This window comes from Novosphingobium sp. 17-62-19, from assembly GCF_002256775.1.
In the GTDB taxonomy this organism is placed as follows: domain Bacteria; phylum Pseudomonadota; class Alphaproteobacteria; order Sphingomonadales; family Sphingomonadaceae; genus Novosphingobium.
In genome coordinates, this window is record NZ_NCII01000007.1 from 38,467 (window position 1) to 57,391 (window position 18,925).

At 61.4% G+C, this 18,925-nt stretch carries 7 protein-coding genes; 2 read left to right on the plus strand and 5 right to left on the minus strand.

The annotated features are described in order from the left end of the window. Nucleotides 1-49: 49 nt before the first annotated feature. The 5 genes from B7X90_RS01985 to B7X90_RS02005 all read right to left on the minus strand — a co-directional run bounded on the left by B7X90_RS01985 (nucleotide 50) and on the right by B7X90_RS02005 (nucleotide 16,746). Nucleotides 50-3,151: a CHAT domain-containing protein gene (locus B7X90_RS01985; RefSeq protein ID WP_292621206.1), complete on the minus strand. Its 3,102-nt coding sequence runs from the start codon at nucleotides 3,149-3,151 to the stop codon at nucleotides 50-52. Continuing rightward, on the minus strand, nucleotides 3,148-11,601 hold the full coding sequence (locus tag B7X90_RS01990; RefSeq protein WP_292621208.1) for a hypothetical protein: 8,454 nt from the start codon (nucleotides 11,599-11,601) through the stop codon (nucleotides 3,148-3,150). Before B7X90_RS01990 ends, B7X90_RS01985 begins: the two co-directional genes overlap by 4 nt. Then, nucleotides 11,601-13,304 carry a ShlB/FhaC/HecB family hemolysin secretion/activation protein gene (locus B7X90_RS01995; RefSeq protein ID WP_292621209.1) on the minus strand — a complete coding sequence of 568 codons (1,704 nt, stop codon included), beginning with the start codon at nucleotides 13,302-13,304 and terminating at the stop codon, nucleotides 11,601-11,603. Before B7X90_RS01995 ends, B7X90_RS01990 begins: the two co-directional genes overlap by 1 nt. A 322-nt stretch (nucleotides 13,305-13,626) precedes the next feature. Then, nucleotides 13,627-16,374, minus strand: coding sequence for a preprotein translocase subunit SecA (gene secA, locus B7X90_RS02000; RefSeq protein ID WP_292621212.1), 2,748 nt, complete (start codon nucleotides 16,372-16,374; stop codon nucleotides 13,627-13,629). A gap of 105 nt (nucleotides 16,375-16,479) precedes the next feature. Beyond that, the gene (locus B7X90_RS02005) at nucleotides 16,480-16,746 is read right to left on the minus strand and encodes a hypothetical protein (RefSeq protein ID WP_292621216.1); all 267 of its coding nucleotides are present in this window, start codon (nucleotides 16,744-16,746) and stop codon (nucleotides 16,480-16,482) included. 108 nt (nucleotides 16,747-16,854) lie between these two features. Between B7X90_RS02005 and argJ the strand changes: the two genes are divergently transcribed. Together argJ and B7X90_RS02015 are read left to right on the plus strand one after the other, a co-directional pair. Beyond that, complete coding sequence (argJ, locus tag B7X90_RS02010) at nucleotides 16,855-18,081, plus strand: bifunctional glutamate N-acetyltransferase/amino-acid acetyltransferase ArgJ (protein WP_292621217.1); 1,227 nt, start codon at nucleotides 16,855-16,857, stop codon at nucleotides 18,079-18,081. Next, entirely contained in the window at nucleotides 18,078-18,881 is an 804-nt protein-coding gene (locus B7X90_RS02015; RefSeq protein WP_292621219.1) for an inositol monophosphatase family protein, read from the plus strand. The genes argJ and B7X90_RS02015 overlap by 4 nt, the downstream gene beginning before the upstream one ends. Nucleotides 18,882-18,925 lie beyond the last annotated feature (44 nt).

Here is an 18,925-nt window from a genome sequence, read left to right on the forward strand (position 1 = left end):
GTCCTGTGCAATCTTACGTAGCCGGGTGAAAGTCCCGGTTACCCACACCTCATCTGGCAACTGCCTGTGCTGGTTGAGGAGCCAGCGCGGTCAGCAACGGCTTGGCGCCATCGCCTACGATCACGAAGGCCGCCCAGTAAAACGGATGCGACGTGTTCGGATCGTCCATCAATTTTTCCTGCGCGCCCTCAAGGCCGTTTGCGAGGCCCTGGCCGGGCTTTGATTCGATCACACCGCTGATCAACCGCTTGGTCGCATCGAAATCATCCGGCACAGGCCAGTGGCTGGCAATGACTGAACGCGCCCCTGCGCCCACAAACGCCCGGACGAGGCCATCAAGCGCATAGTTCCCGCCGCTGGTCACGCCCGCTTCACGACTGGCCGCCACCGAAGCAACGCCAGCCGTATCGCAGGCGGAGAGGATCACGAGGTCTGCGTTGAGCTTGAGGTCGAAGATCTCCTTGAAGCTCAACAGACCATCGGAATCCGCCCCGCCGAAGCTGGTCACCAGTGCTGGCCGAGCGGGGCAGCCCGCCCGTGGCGCAGTGACAAGGCCGTGCGTTGCGAAGTGCAGGACGCGATACTGGTCCAGGTCTGCCTCAGCCAGCAGCGCCGTGTCATTGAACGCCACATCGGTCCGCACCGCACTCCCGCCGCGATTGAGCTTGCCTTGTGCGTAATGCAGTTCGTCAGCCGAAATCGGGTTCATCCACGTGGCCAGCGGCCAGTCGCATTCATCGGCGACGGCAGTTACCGGGCGCGCGGCAGGCTTGGCATTGTGACCAAGGCCCAGATAGTTGCGCGGAGCGGAAGACGCGGCGAGCTTGCGGATATCGAGGAAAGCGCGCGGGCTAACTGCGATGGACACTTCGCGCCCTCGCCCTAGCCATGCGATGCCCGTGAAATCGAACGGGTCACCGTCCGGGCTTTCCATCCGTTCGTTGTAATCGGCAACGCCCTTGGCATCGGTCACCAACACGGTCGGTGGCAATTGCAGCATTGCACCATCGGGTTCGAAAATAAGGTGCCGCGTCTGCGCCAGCATATCCTCAACCGGGCCGAACAACGTTTTGTACAGCGTGTGCGCCTTTTCCACATCGAACGGATAATTGACCTGTCGGCCGTTCTCCACCTTGACGATGGTATCGCGCAGCGCCTGCACTTCCCCCGACAGCGTATTGGGACTTGCGGTAATCGGCACAACGCGCGCATCTTGCACGGTGGCGAACAAGCCATACGTTCTGTCCCCCACGTTCATCAGCTTGAAATACCCTTCGCCCGGACGGAGCGTGGCTTGCAGTTCGGCAAGTTCCACACTCTTGGGCGAAAGCACATTGTAACGAGGGAAGGCGGCCAGCTTGCTGGTCAATTCAGTCTGTTCGCGCTGAAGATAAACCAGATTGTCCTGCGCCGATTTCAGTGCTGCTTCCTGCGGCGCATCTGGTGCGGCGACGGCACTCAACTGCGCAACGGTAGCCTCGGTCCGCGCGATGTCGCGGCTGCGCGCCACCGACAGGCGGAACAGCGCCGCAGCCTCGTCATTTCCTTCAGACATCTGCCGCGCAAATACGGCCTGCGTTTGCGCCACACCTGGGCGCTGCAACACTTGCGACGCCGTAAACACCGCGCCTGCGCTTTCGAGTCCGCCCCGCTTCGCCAACAGGCCAAAGTACGGCCCGAGCAGATCGCGCAACGTCGACCCGGCATCCGGGATAGTGAGGCTGTCTGCCACGATGCGGCCATAAAGCGCTCCAGCTTCAGCCTCGTTGCCAGACCGCGTCAGCCATGCCGCCTTGCGCGCTTCTGCTGCAAGCAATGCAGGTGATTGCGGGAAAGCATTCTGCAATACGCCCAGCGCCCGGTCATAGCTCGCTCCTGCCGCGTCGCCGCGTCCTTGCGCCTCGGCCAGCAGTGCCAGTTCCATTTCGATTTCCGAGCGGAGCCACGCAGTTGACACAACCCGGCCCTCGCGCACTTTTGCCAGCCTTGCGGTTGCCTCTTCAAAACCCGCCTGCGCTTCAGCAAAGCGACCTTGCATCCGGGCAGCCGTCGCGCCCAGCGCAACGGCCTGCGCATCAAGGATTTCACCGCGCTCAAGGTCAGTCAGGCCCGGATCAACCGCGCCTAATCGCTTCAACCCTGAGCTTTCGCGATTGATCTGCTCAGCGAGTGGACGTGTGATCAGGCCAGCGGAAAGGCTCTCACGGTCAAAGATTGCGCCTACGGCGCTGACCGGTTTTGCCAGTTCCTGCAATGCCGCATCAGGTTTGCGCTGATTGAGTTGGTTGATCGCGCGATAATTGCGCAGCAATCGTTCGCCCAGGCCATCGCCGCGCGCAATCGCGGTCCCTGCCTGTGTGAGCAGGCGATCCGATCCGACGAAGTTGCCAAGGTTGGATTGCTGCAAACCTTGATTGGCCATCGCCTCGGCCAGTCCCACGCCGCCTGAACTGCGGCCTCGGCTCGCCAACGCTTCGAAAAACTCCGAGGATTCAGCAAAGCGCCCGCTGTTGTTGCGCAAATAGCCTTCATCACGCGCACCAAGCCGGTCAAGCTGTCCCGCCTGCACCCGCGCAAACGCTGCCGTATCGGAAACTTCGGTGGTGGCCACACGAATGTCGCCCGGAACTGGCGCATCGGTAACCACACTTGCCAGCGCAAGGCGCAAAGCCGGATCATATCCGGCGAGGCCTTCGACCAGATACGTTACCCCCGCCCGCTTGACCAAGTAGCGCTTGTAGCTGACGTTTGCGCTTTCATCGCGACAGTTGACAGCATCGACCGCGCCAATCCGTTCAATGGTCGTCGAACCGGCCACGCCACAGGTCAGCGCAACGCCCCCTAATCCACTCGGCTCACTACCCAGCGAGATATCGCGTCGAACCGCAATTAGCGTCCCGACCGCGCCCGCTGCATCCCGGCAACTCAGGCGGTAGCTTCGGTCGAACATGCCGACAAGGCGCGCGTCGAGCGGGGCATTTTGCGCGGTACAAGTCACGCCTGCGCTGCCAACACGGAACGAGTTTCTGACTGATAGCGGTTGCTTTGATGCATCCGCTGCCATGGCGGGGGCATAGCCCAACATCAGCGCAAGGGCTGACAGCGCAGAGCCGCACAGGCTGCGGCGATAGAGTGCGATGAGCGCGCTCACTGGGCGTCTCCTGTCTGGCTTGGGCTGGTTGATGTCGAACCGATCAATGCGGGGTTACCGCCACCAGTCACTGGCTCTTCGATATCACTCTGGTTATCGAGCGGGCTGTCGTTGATGATGCTCATCGGCGGCACGATCGGGCTGGTCGGGCCAGCCTCCTCCACAAGCAACTGCACCTGCCCATCGCCCTCATCCGGCTCACCTGCCTCATCCGCAGGTTCCTCGGCGAAGCTGGGTGTGCTGCCGATCGGATCATTGGCAACGATCTCAAACTGTGCAGAAATCGCACCGATCACGTCCGGCTCACCTTCCTCCACCACAGCGGGCGCAACGCACTCTGCCACGGAGAAAAGGCAACCGTTGATCTGGCTATCGGCGCTGAATGGCGCAAGGTCATCCGCCGCTGCCACAACCAAAGCATGTGCATCCACACCGCCGACAATGCCCGTCGGTGTCTGAAACGCGCCGTTGACCACGACCGAAACCGACGCAGCCTGCGCATTGGCCGGAGCGGTAATATCGGTGAAGTCGATGTCGGCAAAGAACCCTGCCGGGTTCAGCGCAGTGCCGGTGTTCTGGATATACAGTGTGCCGGTAGGATAGAAGTCCAGGCCCAGTGCTCGCAGCACACCTTCAGGCCGCGGCACCGCAGCCGGTGCATTCAGATCGAGGATTCGCCCCGCGTAGAGCGGATCAGCAGCCAATCTGTCGAGAACGGTTGCCGAAGCCACGTGAATGTTTGCTGCATTGAATTCGGCAATGCCGCCCAGCGTGGTGCCAGTTGAGGCTAGGCTGATCGATCCTGTCACGGCGTCCAGCTCAAACCGACCGGTGCTGAATTCCAGCACGTTGCCAGAGCCGAAGCCCGTGCCGTTGATCGCGCCTGTAACTCGGATCGCGCCACCCAACGCCTGCGTTGAGGCATTGCCCGTGGCAAAGATCACACGTCCGGTAGACCCCACGACCGTGCCACCGCCAATGGTGCTGCCAACTGCCAGGTTCAAACTGCCAATCTGCATGTCCACCGCATTGGCCGAATTATCGACTGCGGCTATGGTCAGTTGCCCGGTAGAAATCAGCCCGATTTCGGCGTTGCTCAGGGCAAAGCCTGATCCAGTCAGCCCGTCCCCAATCAGCGCAGGCGATGACGAAATGGAGGCGATGCCCACTGTGCCGTCCTGCGTGGTGCGTATGCCAGAAAGCGCACCCTGTGCCGAACCCGAACCGTTGTCGACAATCGCGATATCGCCACCGAAGATCTGCACAACTGGCGAGAACCAGCGCTGTGCCACGGTTACCGCTGCATTCGAGGTCACGTCGATCCGAGTAAATCCGGTCAGCGCCGCACCGTTCATTGCCCCGATTGAGGAGCTGAGAATACGCCCTGCAATCGCCGAGTTTTGGATGGAAACGGCACCGCCCGCTGCCACCGGCGTCGATGCAAGCAGCCCGCTGTACCCAACTGCCCCAGGAACCGCCGCTACCGGTAGCATCGATGCGTTGGCGATGTACAACTGCCCGGTTGCCCCTGTGATCTGGCCCTGCGCGTTGCCGACCACCCCGGCCCTCGCCGTGCCAATCACCACATTCCCGCCGGACAACAGCGCGAGGTTACGCCCCGCAACTATGCCCGCATTCAGTCCGCCCGCGCCGCTTGCCAACACATCGAAGCGGGCATTGATCGCCGAGGCAGCCACACTGCCGGATCGAGCGAACAACTCGATATTTCCGCCGGTACTTGCCAGCGCGCCGAAGCTGCCGTTTCCGATGCTGGTCACGCCAATATTGCCGCTCGCGTCGACGCCCGCTGTCGTCGCTGTAGTTCCCGCCGCAATCCGTAGCGATCCCACGGTCGATCCGTCGGAAAGCGCCACCGCTCCACCTGTCGCTACCGGTGCCGCAGAAAATATCTGCGTCTTGTCGATGGTATCACCAATTGGCGCCATCGAGGCGTTGGCGATCAGCGCACGATTGCTCACCACCAAACTGTTGGCTACCACGTTGCCACCGCCAAGCAGCAACGCGTCAACCGCTTGGACTGAACCGGCAGCAAGGTTGCCCGATGCAATCGCCACGGCATCCGCGCCTGATGTCAGGTTGCCCGCCTGAAGATTGCCGCCCGCCGTCAACGTCATGCCCGAAGCCCCGGCAGTCACGTCGCCCACAATCAATCCAGCGCCGGATTCCAGAGCCACACCGCTGCCCGTAACCGTGGCAAGTTGCAGGCCGTTACTTGCCTTCACAGCAACGCCGAGCGCCGCACTGACATCACCGCCTGCGATCATGCCGCCAGATGACGTCAATTCGACCCCACCGGCACTGCTCTGCAACATTCCAACCACCGCGTTGCCGCCGCTCGAAATGTCGATATCGCCAGTGGTGGAAATATCGGCGAGGTTCGTCGTCGTCCCGGCTGCAATCACCAGTGATGCTGCCGTAGAAGGATCATTGATACTGACCGACCCCAAAGTCGCAACTGGGGTGGCTGCAAGTATTTCATCCTTGCCCGGCCGTTCGCCGCCCGGACCTGGAAATGCCAATGAACTGTCGGCAACAAGCAGTTGGTTCACCAGTTCAACTCCGCCGAGAGCCGTACTGCCATGCCCGAGAATCAGCGCGTCATAGCTTGTGATGACGCCGGTCCCGATATCGCCGTTGGCAATGACCAGCACATCGCCCGACGATGTCAGGTTGCCAGTGCTGACATTGCCGCCCGCGTCAAAAACGATGCTGTTCGTATCGCTGGCGCTAGGTGTACCGGTTCCCGCATTCACAGCGCTGGTGGTGATCGCGCCGGATGTGCCTATCGAAACTGGACCGCCTGCTGCAATCAGCCCGGTTTCAACATCTGCCCCACCAAACAGTTCCACAAACCCTTGCGATGAAAGATCACCGAGTGTGATGGAAGCGCCGGCTTGCGCCGTAATATTGCCAAAGCTGTCCACGTCATTGAACTGAATCCGTCCAGCAGCAAATAGCGAGACGTTCATGTCGGATTGCAAATTGGCATGACCGACCAGATCCAGCCCCGACATAAGGTTTAGCGACGAAACGCCAGTCAGCGTTCCGGCAACCACTGGTGCCGCGCTACCAAGAACCCAGTTCGCCGCCGTGATCGCAACGTTGTCAGCCACAGCTGTTGAACTGTCGAGTGTAAGCGAGAACTCGCCCGGCGTCGAAATGCTCAAATTGCCGGAGAGATTGATCGATCCGCCCTGCATCGTGAACAGATCGGGCGTGGCTGCCGTGTCAACACCGTTTGCCAGCGCCACCATCGCAAGATCAGTGCCAGTGTAATCGCCATTGGCGATCTGCACCCTGATCGCGCTTTGCGCCATAGATGTCGTGCCGTTGACAGTACCGCTGCCACCGGTCGCCGCTGCGGTGAACGATAGCCCCGCAGCATTCAGGCTGCCACGCTGGCCAACCTGGTTGAAACGGTTGGTCACAAGCAGTTTTACCCCGGAAATGAATTCCTCACCGGCCACGTTGCTGATCACGGCACTGCCGCCATCACCCTGCATGTTGGTAAACCCGCCGGTTCCGCCTGTCGCATTCGCCTCGAAGGTAGAGGGATTGTCGATGGTGACCAGTCCGCCCCGGGCGAGCAACGTAACGCCGCCACCCACAGCCATGCCACCCGTTCCGCCTACGATTTCGGCCGATCCGCCTTCGCCGCCGTTGGCTGAAGCTGTTGCCGTCACCGTGCCAAAACGCGCCGAACCGCTGTTAACCGCGCCGGTATCGATCCCGCTGGCAAGGCCAAGTTGCACTGAACCACCCGTGGCAAGACCGCCGGTCCCGCCAACATCGAACACCGCAGTGCCACCCGTCCCGCCTGTCGCATTCGCCGAAAGGTTAAGGGCCTCAATATCGATCTGACCGTTGCCTGCGCTGCCGAAGACAGAAACCTCGCCACCTTCGGCGATACCGCCAACCGCTCCAACCGCGTTGGGATCGAAGATATTGCCACCGCCACCGCCAAGCGCTGTTGCCTGTGCCAAAAGGCTGTCAGCAGTCAGCAGTGCGCCGCCTTCGATGGCGTTATGCGCGAATATCTCGATCGCACCGCCTTTGCCCATGCCGCCTGCGCCGCCGTTGATCCCCTCACCGCCAGTGGCATTGACAGTTGCAATCACTTGCGCCAGGTCAAGCGTGCCTTGCCGCGCGACAATTGCCGTCAATCCGCCCGTTGCATTGCCCGCGATAAATCCTGCACCACCGATCGCGCCGCTGCTGGCGCTAACACTCCCTGCCACCGCAATTCGGCCGCCGTTACCCAGCAAAGTGGGCGTGCCCACCGTGAGCAAAGCATTGCCGCCAAGGCCCGTGCCCCCTGCGCCGGTGACGCCATCAGTTCCCCCATTGCCGCCGCTGCCGTTGGCCCGAAGATCAGCGTCCCCTACGATGTCGATATTGCCACCATCGCTGTAAAGCCGCGCGGTTCCGGCAGCGCCGTTGCCACCAACGCCGCCCGGCCCCGAACTGAATCCACCACTTGCATTGGCGACGATGCTGACTTGTCCCGAAATGGCTGCGCTGCTTGTGCCTGACGCGGTGAACTGCGCATTTCCTCCCAGAGCACTTCCGCCAAACAGGCCGGGAACTTCATCGGAGAATGAATCGCCGCCTTCGGCAAAGGCGCTCAAGCTGACATCCCCCGCCGTGAGCGTCATGCCGGAGCCGAGCCTGAGAAACACATTGCCACCCACGCCCACTGCGCCATCCGCAGTGCTGCTGTTCCCACCTGTTCCAAAGGCCGAAAGTTCAAGGGTTGATGCCGTAATCTGATTGCCCGTGGTCAGACCGTCAGACCCGACGTTGATTGTGCCGCCAGTGCCTGAACCCGATGTTACAACGCAAGCCGTGAAGCAGGGGCCGGTGCTCCCCCCGGTTGCATCAGCGCGAACCACCAACTCGCCCCCAACCGCAAGCGTACTGCCGCCAGCATCAAACAGCATCGCCACCGCGCCGCCAGTGGCATTGCCACCGCTGCCGCCACGACCTGGAGGAATTCCCGCGCCTCCAGTCCCGCCTTGCCCGCCAGTTGCCGCGGCATTGACAAGTGCATCGCCCAGAATGAAGCCACCGGTATCAGACCCTGTGCCCAGCACTGAACCGAAGTTGATTGCTCCCCCTGCTGCAGCCCCGCCAGAGCCACCATGTTCCCCCGGCCCCGAAGACGACGCGCCATTGCCGCCTAGGCCGCCAACGCCAGCTGCCTGCGCAGTCAACTCCAGTGCTTCAATGGTTCCGCCGTCGGGGGCAGTGGTCAACGATAGTGTTCCGCCAAACCCCGCTCCGCCATCGCCCGCCTGGCCCCCACCAGAGCTGGCCTCGCTGGTGCCAGCACCACCGCGCCCAGTCACGCTCAGGTTCAATATGGGGGCCGTAATGCTGCTCGGCCCAAAGTCGCTTCCTGCCGCCAACAGAGTGATTTCGCCACCAATGCCAACGCCGCCATTTCCGCCTATGGGGCCGCCAGCGCCAGCCTGCCCTTCGGAGAACACCTGCAATTCGCTTCCTGCGCTGATCGTCGAAGCGGTCGCCGTGATCTCAATGCTGCCACCCGAACCAGCGCCACCATTTCGGCCTGCTCCGCCATAGCCGGTAGCCTCGATGGTTGCGGTGCCCACCTCCGAAAGCGTTGCCGTGCTTTGGTTCGACTCAAGAGTTATCGTTCCGCCAGTGCCACTTCCTCCGGTTGCCCCAAACACGGAAAATCCACCACTGCCCGCCGCACCAATATAGCTGACGCCCGCCACAGTCAGCATATTGCCGTTTTGCAGGATCGACGTGCTGCCGCCCTGACCAGCGCCACCTTGAGCGGTGCCGACATTGCCAAACCCGGTAGAATCCAGCGTCAGATTGCCTGCGATGTCGAGCGCGCCTCCACCAAGATTCAGAACAGCGTTTCCGCCCGTCCCGCTGCCGCCGACAACATCTGGACCGCTGGTGCCTGCTCCGCCCACACCTTGCGCAACCGCGGTAGCAGCTTGCATCAGGGTGATCTGCCCGCTCGTGCTGATCACGATTTGCGCAGTACCGCCCTGCCCCGCACCGCCCGCAGCATTGCCGATCTGATTGCCGCCCCGGCCTTGGGCGATGACTGTTGTTTCGCCTTCAATCGAAACCAGCCCGCCGAACGCCGCAATTTCAGCAAGGCCACCTGTGCCTATTCCACCTGCCTGCGTATCAATGCCAAGCCCGCCCGATCCTTGCGAGGCAATCGACGCAGAACCGTCAATCGTCAGCGCCCCGGCTGATCGCGCCTCGATCGTTACGCTGCCACCGGTGCCAGTCCGGGTTCCGGCATATCCATCCCCGCCTGTTGCGTCGACCGTGACTTCAAGGGAGCCACCAATGCCGATAAACTTCTCATCGCGGGCGCTGACAAGCACTGAACCACCGGTCGCCGTGCCCCCGCCGCTCCCCACGGCAGTGCCACTCCCGCCAAAGGCATCGGCCTGCAGCGTCAGATCGCCTGCGATACCAACGCCGCCAATGCCCGTTCCACTGGCAGTCATAGAGATCAGCCCGCCCGTTGCATTGCCCGCAACGGTGCCAAAATTGCTACCGCCGAAAGCCGATGCCGTGGCAGTTGCATCCAGCAAAGTCATGCTGCCGCCATTGACCGCACTGAACGCAACACTACCGCCAGTCGCGCTACCGCTGGCATTGATCTGCCCTGCACCGCTGGACGCATCGGCACTTAACGTCGTCAGCCCGCCGACCAGGATCGCGTTTCCAGTCCCCAATGCCTGCAAGGCAACCGTGCCGCCCACGGCGCTGCCGCCATCAATGGTGCAACTGACACAACCAGTACCAAATGCCCCAGACCCGTCTGCGCTGATCATCAAATCTGCGCCAAGATCAATCAGCGAACCGGTTGTGCCACTAGAAATGAGTGTTACCGAACCACCAAAGCCCGATCCGCCGCCAATCCCTGCTTCAGAGGGTTCGCCACCGATTCCGCCAGCATCAATCACCAGACCCGTCTCGAACGAGATTTCACCGCCGTTCAGTGCTTCTAGCAGCACCGTTCCGCCCGTTCCGCTGCCACTGGTTGTGCCAACGAGCATCGAAGGCGCGCCGACTCCAACCGCACTAAGCTCAACATCGCCGCCCAGAACAACGGCACCGCCGTCATGCGCCCTCAGCGCCACCCCGCCGGCTTGTGCGTTTGGATTGGCGTTCGTGCCATCCACGCTGGCCGAAAACAGCAATGAACCACCGAAGCTTGCGATGCTGCCTGCATTTGCAGTGATGCTCGAATTGACACCTGTCGCGTAAAGCGTGGCATTCCCGGCAAAGTCCAGGCCAGCAGCCGAATTTGCTTCAAGATTGATCGTATCGGTCGCCCTTGCCAGCACCGCAGAGGTAAATGTGCCATCCCCACCGACGATCGATGCCGTCCCGCTGCCGCCTCCGGCTGAAGGCGCCGCACTCGGCAAATTGCCGCCAACCACGTCATGACCGGCCGACAGGATAATGGTGTTGCCGATTTCATCGACCGCCCCGGCAATATCGAAACCCAAGGAACTTCCGGCACCAATGGCCATGGTAATCGCATCGTTCTTCGGCACCGCCACCATATAGACGCGGTGGAAGAAGTTTCCGGCCGTTACAGCCGCAGGGCCGGTTATCGTGCCATTGTTCGCCGCTACGGCACCCGTGGCGCTGGTCCCGGAATTCACCTCGATGTCGAAAAGACCATTGGGTGCAAACGTGATCGTAGCCGCATCGGCCGCAACCAACGCCGCCGAACCATTGACGTCGATCGTGCCGTTGTTGACCACCGATGGCGCAACCAGAGCGATATACGATCCATCGACTGTCGCGTTCAGTTGCGCGCCTGCTGAAACCACAACCTGCGAACCCGGCACTGTTACAGGCTGAAACACATAGGAGCCGCTCGTATCGAAGGCACCGGAAGCAGCATCATAGGCAAGATCAGAGGTGGTCAGCGCCAGATTGCCAACATCGAACACACTCGTGCCGCCAATCAGAATGCCGCCGGGGCTGTAGAAAAACACCGTTCCACCCGCAACCGAAGGCGCGGAAACCTGCTGCAACTGCGATATGACCGTACCGTTGAACTGCACCGGGCGCGTTGACCCTGAAGGCACAATCCGGTTGAGCACTGCAAAATCAGAATTGTTGAAATCGTTCTGGAAAGTCGCAGTCGTCCCCACCGATTGGAAATCAATAGGTCCACCAGTCGATGCGGTATCATTTGGCGTCCAGTTGATCACCGCGCTGGGCGATGAAACCGTAATGTCTGTGGTGCCAATTGATTCAAATATGGAGGCGGCTCCTCCCACTACGTTGCCGGTTGCGTTGAACGACTGCGCCTTCAACGATGTCCCTGTTGCCGCAAGCGCCGTGGCCAGTGCCAGCCCCGATGCCGAAAGCATCTGCTTCATGGTTGCCGATGGGATCGTACGCATCAGAAGCTCCTCCACGGCAACAGCCGCGTGGTCAAAGTCACAAGAAATCGCGGTTTGGACCGCACGGTCTGCACGCCCACACGCTCAAGCGGCACCGCCATTGTCGCCTCAAGCCGAAAGCGTGAGCCGATTTCGGAGCGGATGCCACCGCCCGCCGAAGTAAGCCTTTCGGACCCTGCAATGCCCTTGTTCCACACCCAAGCGGCGTCGAAATAGACGAAGGGCTGCACGCGCCACGTACGGTCACTGTCAACCGCCAGCCTTGGCCCGCGCAGTTCTGCCGTGCTGCCAATCGCACTATCGCCAATCAACTGCCCCGGATCATAACCCCGTCCGATGGTGAAGTTCCCCGCCGAAAATTCTTCAAAGCTGAACAGCGGCTTGAACGCATATTGGCCGCGTGGTGCGAGCAAAAACGAAACCTTGCTCCCCAGCGCCCGCTCATATTCGCCCTGCCACCGCACCACTGTCGCACTGGCGGAACCGTCAAACCGGCTCGTTGGCACAATAGCGCCACAACCCGCACCGGCGCACGCTTTGGTTGCATCAAGAATGGAAAGCCCCTGCCGCAGTTCCAGCGACGAGGCGAGCCGCCAACGTGGTTGCACCCGCGCCGTGTCAATCGCGTCAAGATCGAGCCTGCTCCAGCCCACACGGATCTTGTCGCGCGTCAGCGGCCCGATAAAATCGACGTTCTGGTTAACGAGGTCCATGCCGCCGCTCAGCCAGATGTTGCGCGCCAGCGAGCGCTGCACCGGATAGCGTGCATAAACACTTGCATAGAGCGTGCGCGCATCGAGCGAAACTCCCGCAGGCAGCCCCGCCACGTCGGGCTTGGTCCAGGCATAAGTAAACTGCCCGCCCACGATCAGCCCTTCAGAACCGGGCCGGAATTCGTGCGAGCCCTGCAGGATGTGCTGTTCGGTGAAATCGGACGTAGCGTAGTAGGACAGCGAAGTTACGTCGCCCATGCCGGTCAGCCCGAACACTTGCGCACGCACCTGCCCGCCAAACCGCCCCGTCGCCTCGGCAGCAAGGTTCTGCACAGTCATGTCCACCGCATAACCTTCGCGCAGCACGGCCACTTCGGCCACCAGATCGCCCGGTGCCGTTCCGGCAGGCTTCAGCGTCAGTTGCACGTTGTAGCCCGGCAAATCACGCGCCAGCAGCAGATAGCGTTCCGCGCGGCGCTGGTTGAACACCTCGCCTCCGGTTAGCTTACCCAGGTATTGCTGCAGCTTGGCCTCTGCGCCGCGCGTTTCGCCGCGCGCCCGTACCGCCGATATCCGCGCATAGATCACCTCCATGCGGACCTTACCGTCTTCGATCTTCTGGGTCGGCACCTGCACCGCCGCCAGATATCCCTTGTTGCGCAACATCGTACCCGCAGCGTCACGGATCTCGCACAAAGTGGCGATGGGCTGCGGCGTGCCGGTGAGCGACTTCCATGTGTCGTTCAATTCGGCCGGGTCAATCTCCTTCAACCCGCCGAATTCCACTTCGGTGATATTGACCTTGATGTCGGCATATTTTGGATCATCGAGTGGACACGCCGAACGTTCAATCCCGCCTTTGATCGAAAGCCGCGATGGCGCTTGTGGTGATTGTGTGGTGGTGCCGCGAAGGTCATCACGCGTCGGCGGGCTGACCGCCTGACCGGAAGGAATCCCTTGGGCCGAAACCACTGCGGGGATAGCGGCCATTGCAACTGCTGCAAAACCGCGCGCGACCGCGCTATGGCAAGGCCGCAGACCTGCCCGCACGTTTCTCCCCGAAAATCCAAACTTCATTGCGCACGCGCCCCCTCAAGGCTTTGAACTGGCGCGACCCATTTATCTTTTTGTTATCTTGCTGTCAGTCTAGCAACAAAAACCCACCCTGCAATCGGCGGCAGAAACATTCTGACAAACAAGCCGTGGATCAATTTCGCGCACGCATCAAGCGCTTCCGCGAGATTACACCCACATTGCAAGGCCCCCGATCGTGTTGACCGGGAGCCTTGCCGATGCGCTCAAATCCTGAATATTACGAAGCGATACCGTGGCAATGCTTGTACTTCTTGCCCGATCCACACGGGCAAGGCGCGTTGCGGCTGATGCCCGATCCGGCGTACGGATCATCGCCAAGCCCCTGCGCCACTGCACCCGCCAGTAGCGTCCCGCCTGCCTGTGGCGGCAGCGCACCGAACATCGATGGCGAGGGCGTTGGCGCAATCGCATCGTTCTCACCGGTAAACGGATCGATATGGCTAGTGAGGAAATCAGGCAATTCTGGCAGTTCGAAATCGTCCATGGGACGCAGACGGATCTCGCTGGTCATCAGGATGCGCGTCACGTCCTCACGGATGGCTTCGAGCATCTTTTCAAACAGGCCGAACGCTTCCTGCTTGTATTCGTTGATCGGCGTCTTCTGCGCATAGGCGCGCAGGAACACGACCTGACGCAGCGCGTCTAGCGTGGCGAGGTGTTCTTTCCAGTGGTTGTCGAGCCGCTCCAGCAGGATCGACTTTTCCAGTCCGCGCCAAGCCGAAACATCAACCTCGGTCATTTTCGCGGCCATCTTTTCATCAGCAAGCGCCTGGATGCGCTCCTCGATCATGTCCGGCTCGATGGCTTCTTCCTGCATCCAGTCTTCGATGGGCACTTCCATGCCCAACACTTCTGCAACGCGGGCTTTCAAGGCCGCCACATCCCACTGTTCAGGGTAGGAACCCGGAGGGCAGGCATCGCCGACGATGCCGTTCACGGTGTCATGACGCATGTCAGCCACCACATCGTCCACCGCCTCGGCGTCCATGATGTCAGCGCGCTGTTCGTAGATGACCTTGCGCTGGTCGTTCATCACGTCATCGTATTCAACAACTTGCTTGCGGATGTCGTAGTTGCGCGCCTCAACCTTCTTCTGCGCCGTCTCGATGGCCTTTGACAGCCACTTGGAACCAATCGCCTCGCCATCGGCAAGGTTGTTGTTCATCATCTTGGAAAACAGCGTGTCGGGTCCGAAGATGCGCAGCAGGTCATCCTCAAGGCACAGATAGAATTTGCTCATGCCCGGATCGCCCTGACGGCCCGAACGCCCGCGCAGCTGGTTATCGATGCGGCGGCTTTCGTGGCGCTCGGTGCCGATCACGCAAAGCCCACCGGCGGCAAGAACCTTGGCCTTTTCTTCAGCAACTTCGGCCTTGATCCGCGCAATTCCGGCATCACGTTCCGGCCCGGCGGGCACATCGCGCAGCTCGTCCTCGGTCAGGAACTCCACGTTGCCGCCCAGCTGAATGTCGGTGCCGCGCCCGGCCATGTTGGTGGCGATGGTCACCGCGCCCAAACGCCCTGCCTGCGCCACGATATGGGCTTCCATCTCATGGAAGCGGGCATTCAGCACGTTATGCTTGACGCCTTCCTTCTGGAGGAAGTCCGAAAGCAGCTCCGACTTTTCGATGGAAACCGTGCCCACCAGCACCGGCTGCCCGTTTTCATACTTCGCGCGGATCAGCTTGGCGATGGCGGCAAACTTGTCCATCGTGTTCTTGTAGAACTCGTCCTCCTCATCCACGCGCTGCACCGGCACATTGGTCGGAATCGACACGACGTTCATCTTGTAGATGTCGAAGAATTCCGGCGCTTCGGTTGCCGCCGTGCCGGTCATGCCCGAAATCTTGGGATACATGCGGAAGTAGTTCTGGAACGTGATCGAAGCCATCGTCTGGTTTTCAGGCTCGATCTGCACCCCTTCCTTGGCCTCAACCGCCTGATGCAAGCCGTTGGACCAGCGCCGCCCGTCCATCATGCGTCCGGTGAACTCGTCGATGATGACGATCTTGTCGTCCTTGACGATATAGTCGATGTCACGCTTGAACATGACATTGGCCTTCAGCGCCTGATCGAGATGATGGACAACCATCGTGTTCTCGACGTCGTACAGGTTCGACCCTTCCAGCAGCCCCGCCGTTTCGAGCGCGCGTTCGACCCACTCAACGCCGTCTTCTGTCAGCGTGATGTTCTTGGTCTTCTCGTCCGCGTCGTAATGCGAAGGGTCGATCGTCTTCACGATGGCGTCGACCGAAACGTAAAGCTCGCTCTTGTCGTCGGTCGGGCCGGATATGATCAACGGCGTGCGCGCCTCATCGATCAGGATCGAGTCAACTTCGTCGACAATCGCGAAGTTGAACGGCCGATGGACCATATTCTCGCGCGTGTGCTTCATATTGTCGCGCAGATAGTCGAAGCCCAACTCGTTGTTGGTCGCATACGTGATGTCGGAGTTATAGGCCTCGCGGCGTTCGCCTTCGCCGATATTCGGCACGATCACGCCCACGGTCAAGCCCAGGAACTTGTAAAGCACGCCCATCGTCTCGGCGTCGCGTCGTGCCAGATAGTCGTTCACGGTCACCACGTGGACGCCCTTGCGCTCCAACGCGTTCAGGTAAACCGCCAGCGTTGCCACCAGCGTCTTGCCTTCACCCGTGCGCATTTCGGCAATCTCGCCGCGATGCAGCACGATGCCGCCGATCATCTGCACATCGAAATGCCGCAGCCCCAGCGTGCGGACCGATGCTTCGCGTACCGTGGCAAAAGCTTCGGGCAGAATATCGTCAAGCGCAGTCCCATCGGCCAGCATCTGCCGAAACTTCGGCGTCTGAGCGGCCAGTTCCTCATCCGAAAGCCCCTGCAAGTGCGGCTCGAAAGCGGCGATCTGGCGGACAATCTTGTCGAGCGACTTGACGTAACGGTCGTTGGATGAGCCGAAAAGGGCCTTGGCGATGGAGCCGAGCATAGACGGGATTTTCCTGTAGAATCTGATGTGTAGGGAAAGAGACGCGCAAAACGCACCTCGACAGGCCATGGCCTTGCCGGAAAAGGGATATGCGGATGCGCAGCGCTACTGGCGCGCGCGGTCGCTCAGGTAAATGCCGCAATACCGGATCAGTGCCGGGGCGGGAAGCCACACCGTCTTGCGGCGGGCGTTGGTGCGCTTCTGTGGAACAGCGCCACCACGGCAGACGCAGCGCTTTTGCAGGCGCTCTGCCATTTCGACGCTGCCTGTTGCCACGCCAGCCTCGGCCACTTCCGCGCGAGAGACGGCCATGGCCACCTCCGGCAACGAAAGGCCTGTAATCATGGCCAGCAGAGCAAGCAGAATGCGCATTACCGGCTCAGATAGGCATTGCGCGCGCATTCGTCCATCACGAAAACGCAACCGCTGGTCGTCAGGGAGCAGTTGAACCCCGCCCCCTCGCACGCTACGCGCATCCTTATGTCAGACGCCATCTCCCCACTCGCCACGCCCTTCCCCGCTCTGCCCGCCATCGCAGGCGTCACCCCGCGCGTCGCCCGCGCCGGGTACAAGGACTGGGGCCGCTGTGACCTGACTTATGTCGAACTGGCCGAAGGCACGACGGTCGCAGGCGTCTTCACCCGCAACGTCTGCTGCTCGTCAGAAGTCGAACTTGGCCGTCAGAACATCGCCCAAGGGCAGGCCCGCGCGCTGGTGGTCAACGCAGGCAATTCCAACGCCTTCACCGGCTATCGCGGGCGTGAGGCAGTGGAGCAGATCATGGATCAGGTCGCCACTCACCTCGGCTGCGCGAAGGAGGCCGTGTTCGTATCCTCCACCGGCGTTATCGGCGTGCCCCTGCCCAAGGACAAGGCCCGCGCAGGTATCGAAGCCGCACTGCTTGCCGCACCCTGTACATGGGAAGACGCCTCCCGCACCATCGGCACGACCGACACTTTCACCAAGGGCGCAACCGCCAGCGCCATGATCGGCGACACGCGCGTGACACTCAGCGCCATCATCAAGGGCAGCGGCATGATCGCGCCTGATATGGCGACGATGCTGGGCTACATCTTCACCGATGCCGCCGTGTCTCCCGCCTTCCTGCAGGAATGCTTGTCCGCCGCGAACACCCGTACCTTCTCGTGCATCACCGTCGATAGCGACACCTCCACCAGCGACACCGTCCTCGCCTTCGCCACTGGCAAAGCGGGCAACGCTCTGTTGACCGGCCCTGACAGCCCCGGCGCAGACGCCTTCGCCGCCGCGCTCGCAGATGTATGCCGCCAACTCGCCCACCTCGTCGTGCGCGATGGCGAAGGCGCGCAGAAGTTCATTGCGGTCAGCGTCAGCGGTGCAGTATCAGATGAAAGCGCCCGAAAAATTGGCCTCGCCATCGCCAACTCCCCCTTGGTCAAGACCGCCATCGCTGGCGAGGATGCCAACTGGGGCCGCGTCGTCATGGCCGTAGGCAAAGCCGGAGAACCCGCCGACCGTGACCGTCTCTCCATCGGCTTTGGCGGCACATGGGCCGCCCGCGATGGCCAGCCCCTTTCAGACTATGACGAAGCTCCCGTCGCCAACCACCTGAAAGGCCGCGACATTTCCATCGAGGTCGATCTCGGCCTCGGCGAAGGTAGCGCCACCGTCTGGACGTGCGACCTCACCCACGGCTACATCTCGATCAACGCCGACTACCGCTCATGACCCGCGCTTTGGACACCGCCGTCGCCGCACTCATGCGCGAAACGGCCGAAAAAACGCTGCTCAAGCACTACCAGCGCCTCGCTACCGATGACGTGACCAACAAGGCCGCCGACGATGTTGTCACCATCGCCGACACCGAAAGCGAGATCATGCTGGCGGAGGGCCTGTCCAAAATCCTCCCCGAAACCGCCATCGTCGGAGAGGAAGCCGCTCACGCCGATCCCGCCATCTTCGAACGCCTGTCCAACAAGCTGTGCTGGATCATCGACCCGCTCGACGGCACCAACAACTACGCCGCCGGAAAGCCCCCCTTCGGCATCCTCCTCGCCCTCGCCGAGAAAGGCGAGACGGTGGCAGGCTGGATCTATGACCCGCTCACCGACCGCCTCTGCACCGCCCATCGCGGCCAGGGCGCTTGGCTCAATGGCGAGCGCCTGACTGCGCGCACCAGCGGCGCAGACGTACCCGTTGCCGCCATCTCGCTCGTCTTTGCCGATCCGACCCGACGCGCGTCCCTGCTAGAACACATAGCCCCGCACTACACGCTGGTCGACATCCCCCGCTGCGCCGCCGAACAATACCCCCGCCTTGCATTGGGCCAGAACGACGTCTCGCTGTTCGAGCGTACCTATGCATGGGACCACGCCGCCGGAGTCCTCTTCCTCAACGAAGCAGGCGGAAAGGCCGCGCGCCCCGATGGCTCTCCCTACCGCGTCGATACCCACCTCAAATCCGGCCTGATCGGCGCCGCCAGCCCCGCCCTGTTCGATGATCTGGCCGAACGGCTTGCACGGATATAAAATTGATCTTTCAAGGCCGGATTGTGCTTTTAGGTTAAGTTATA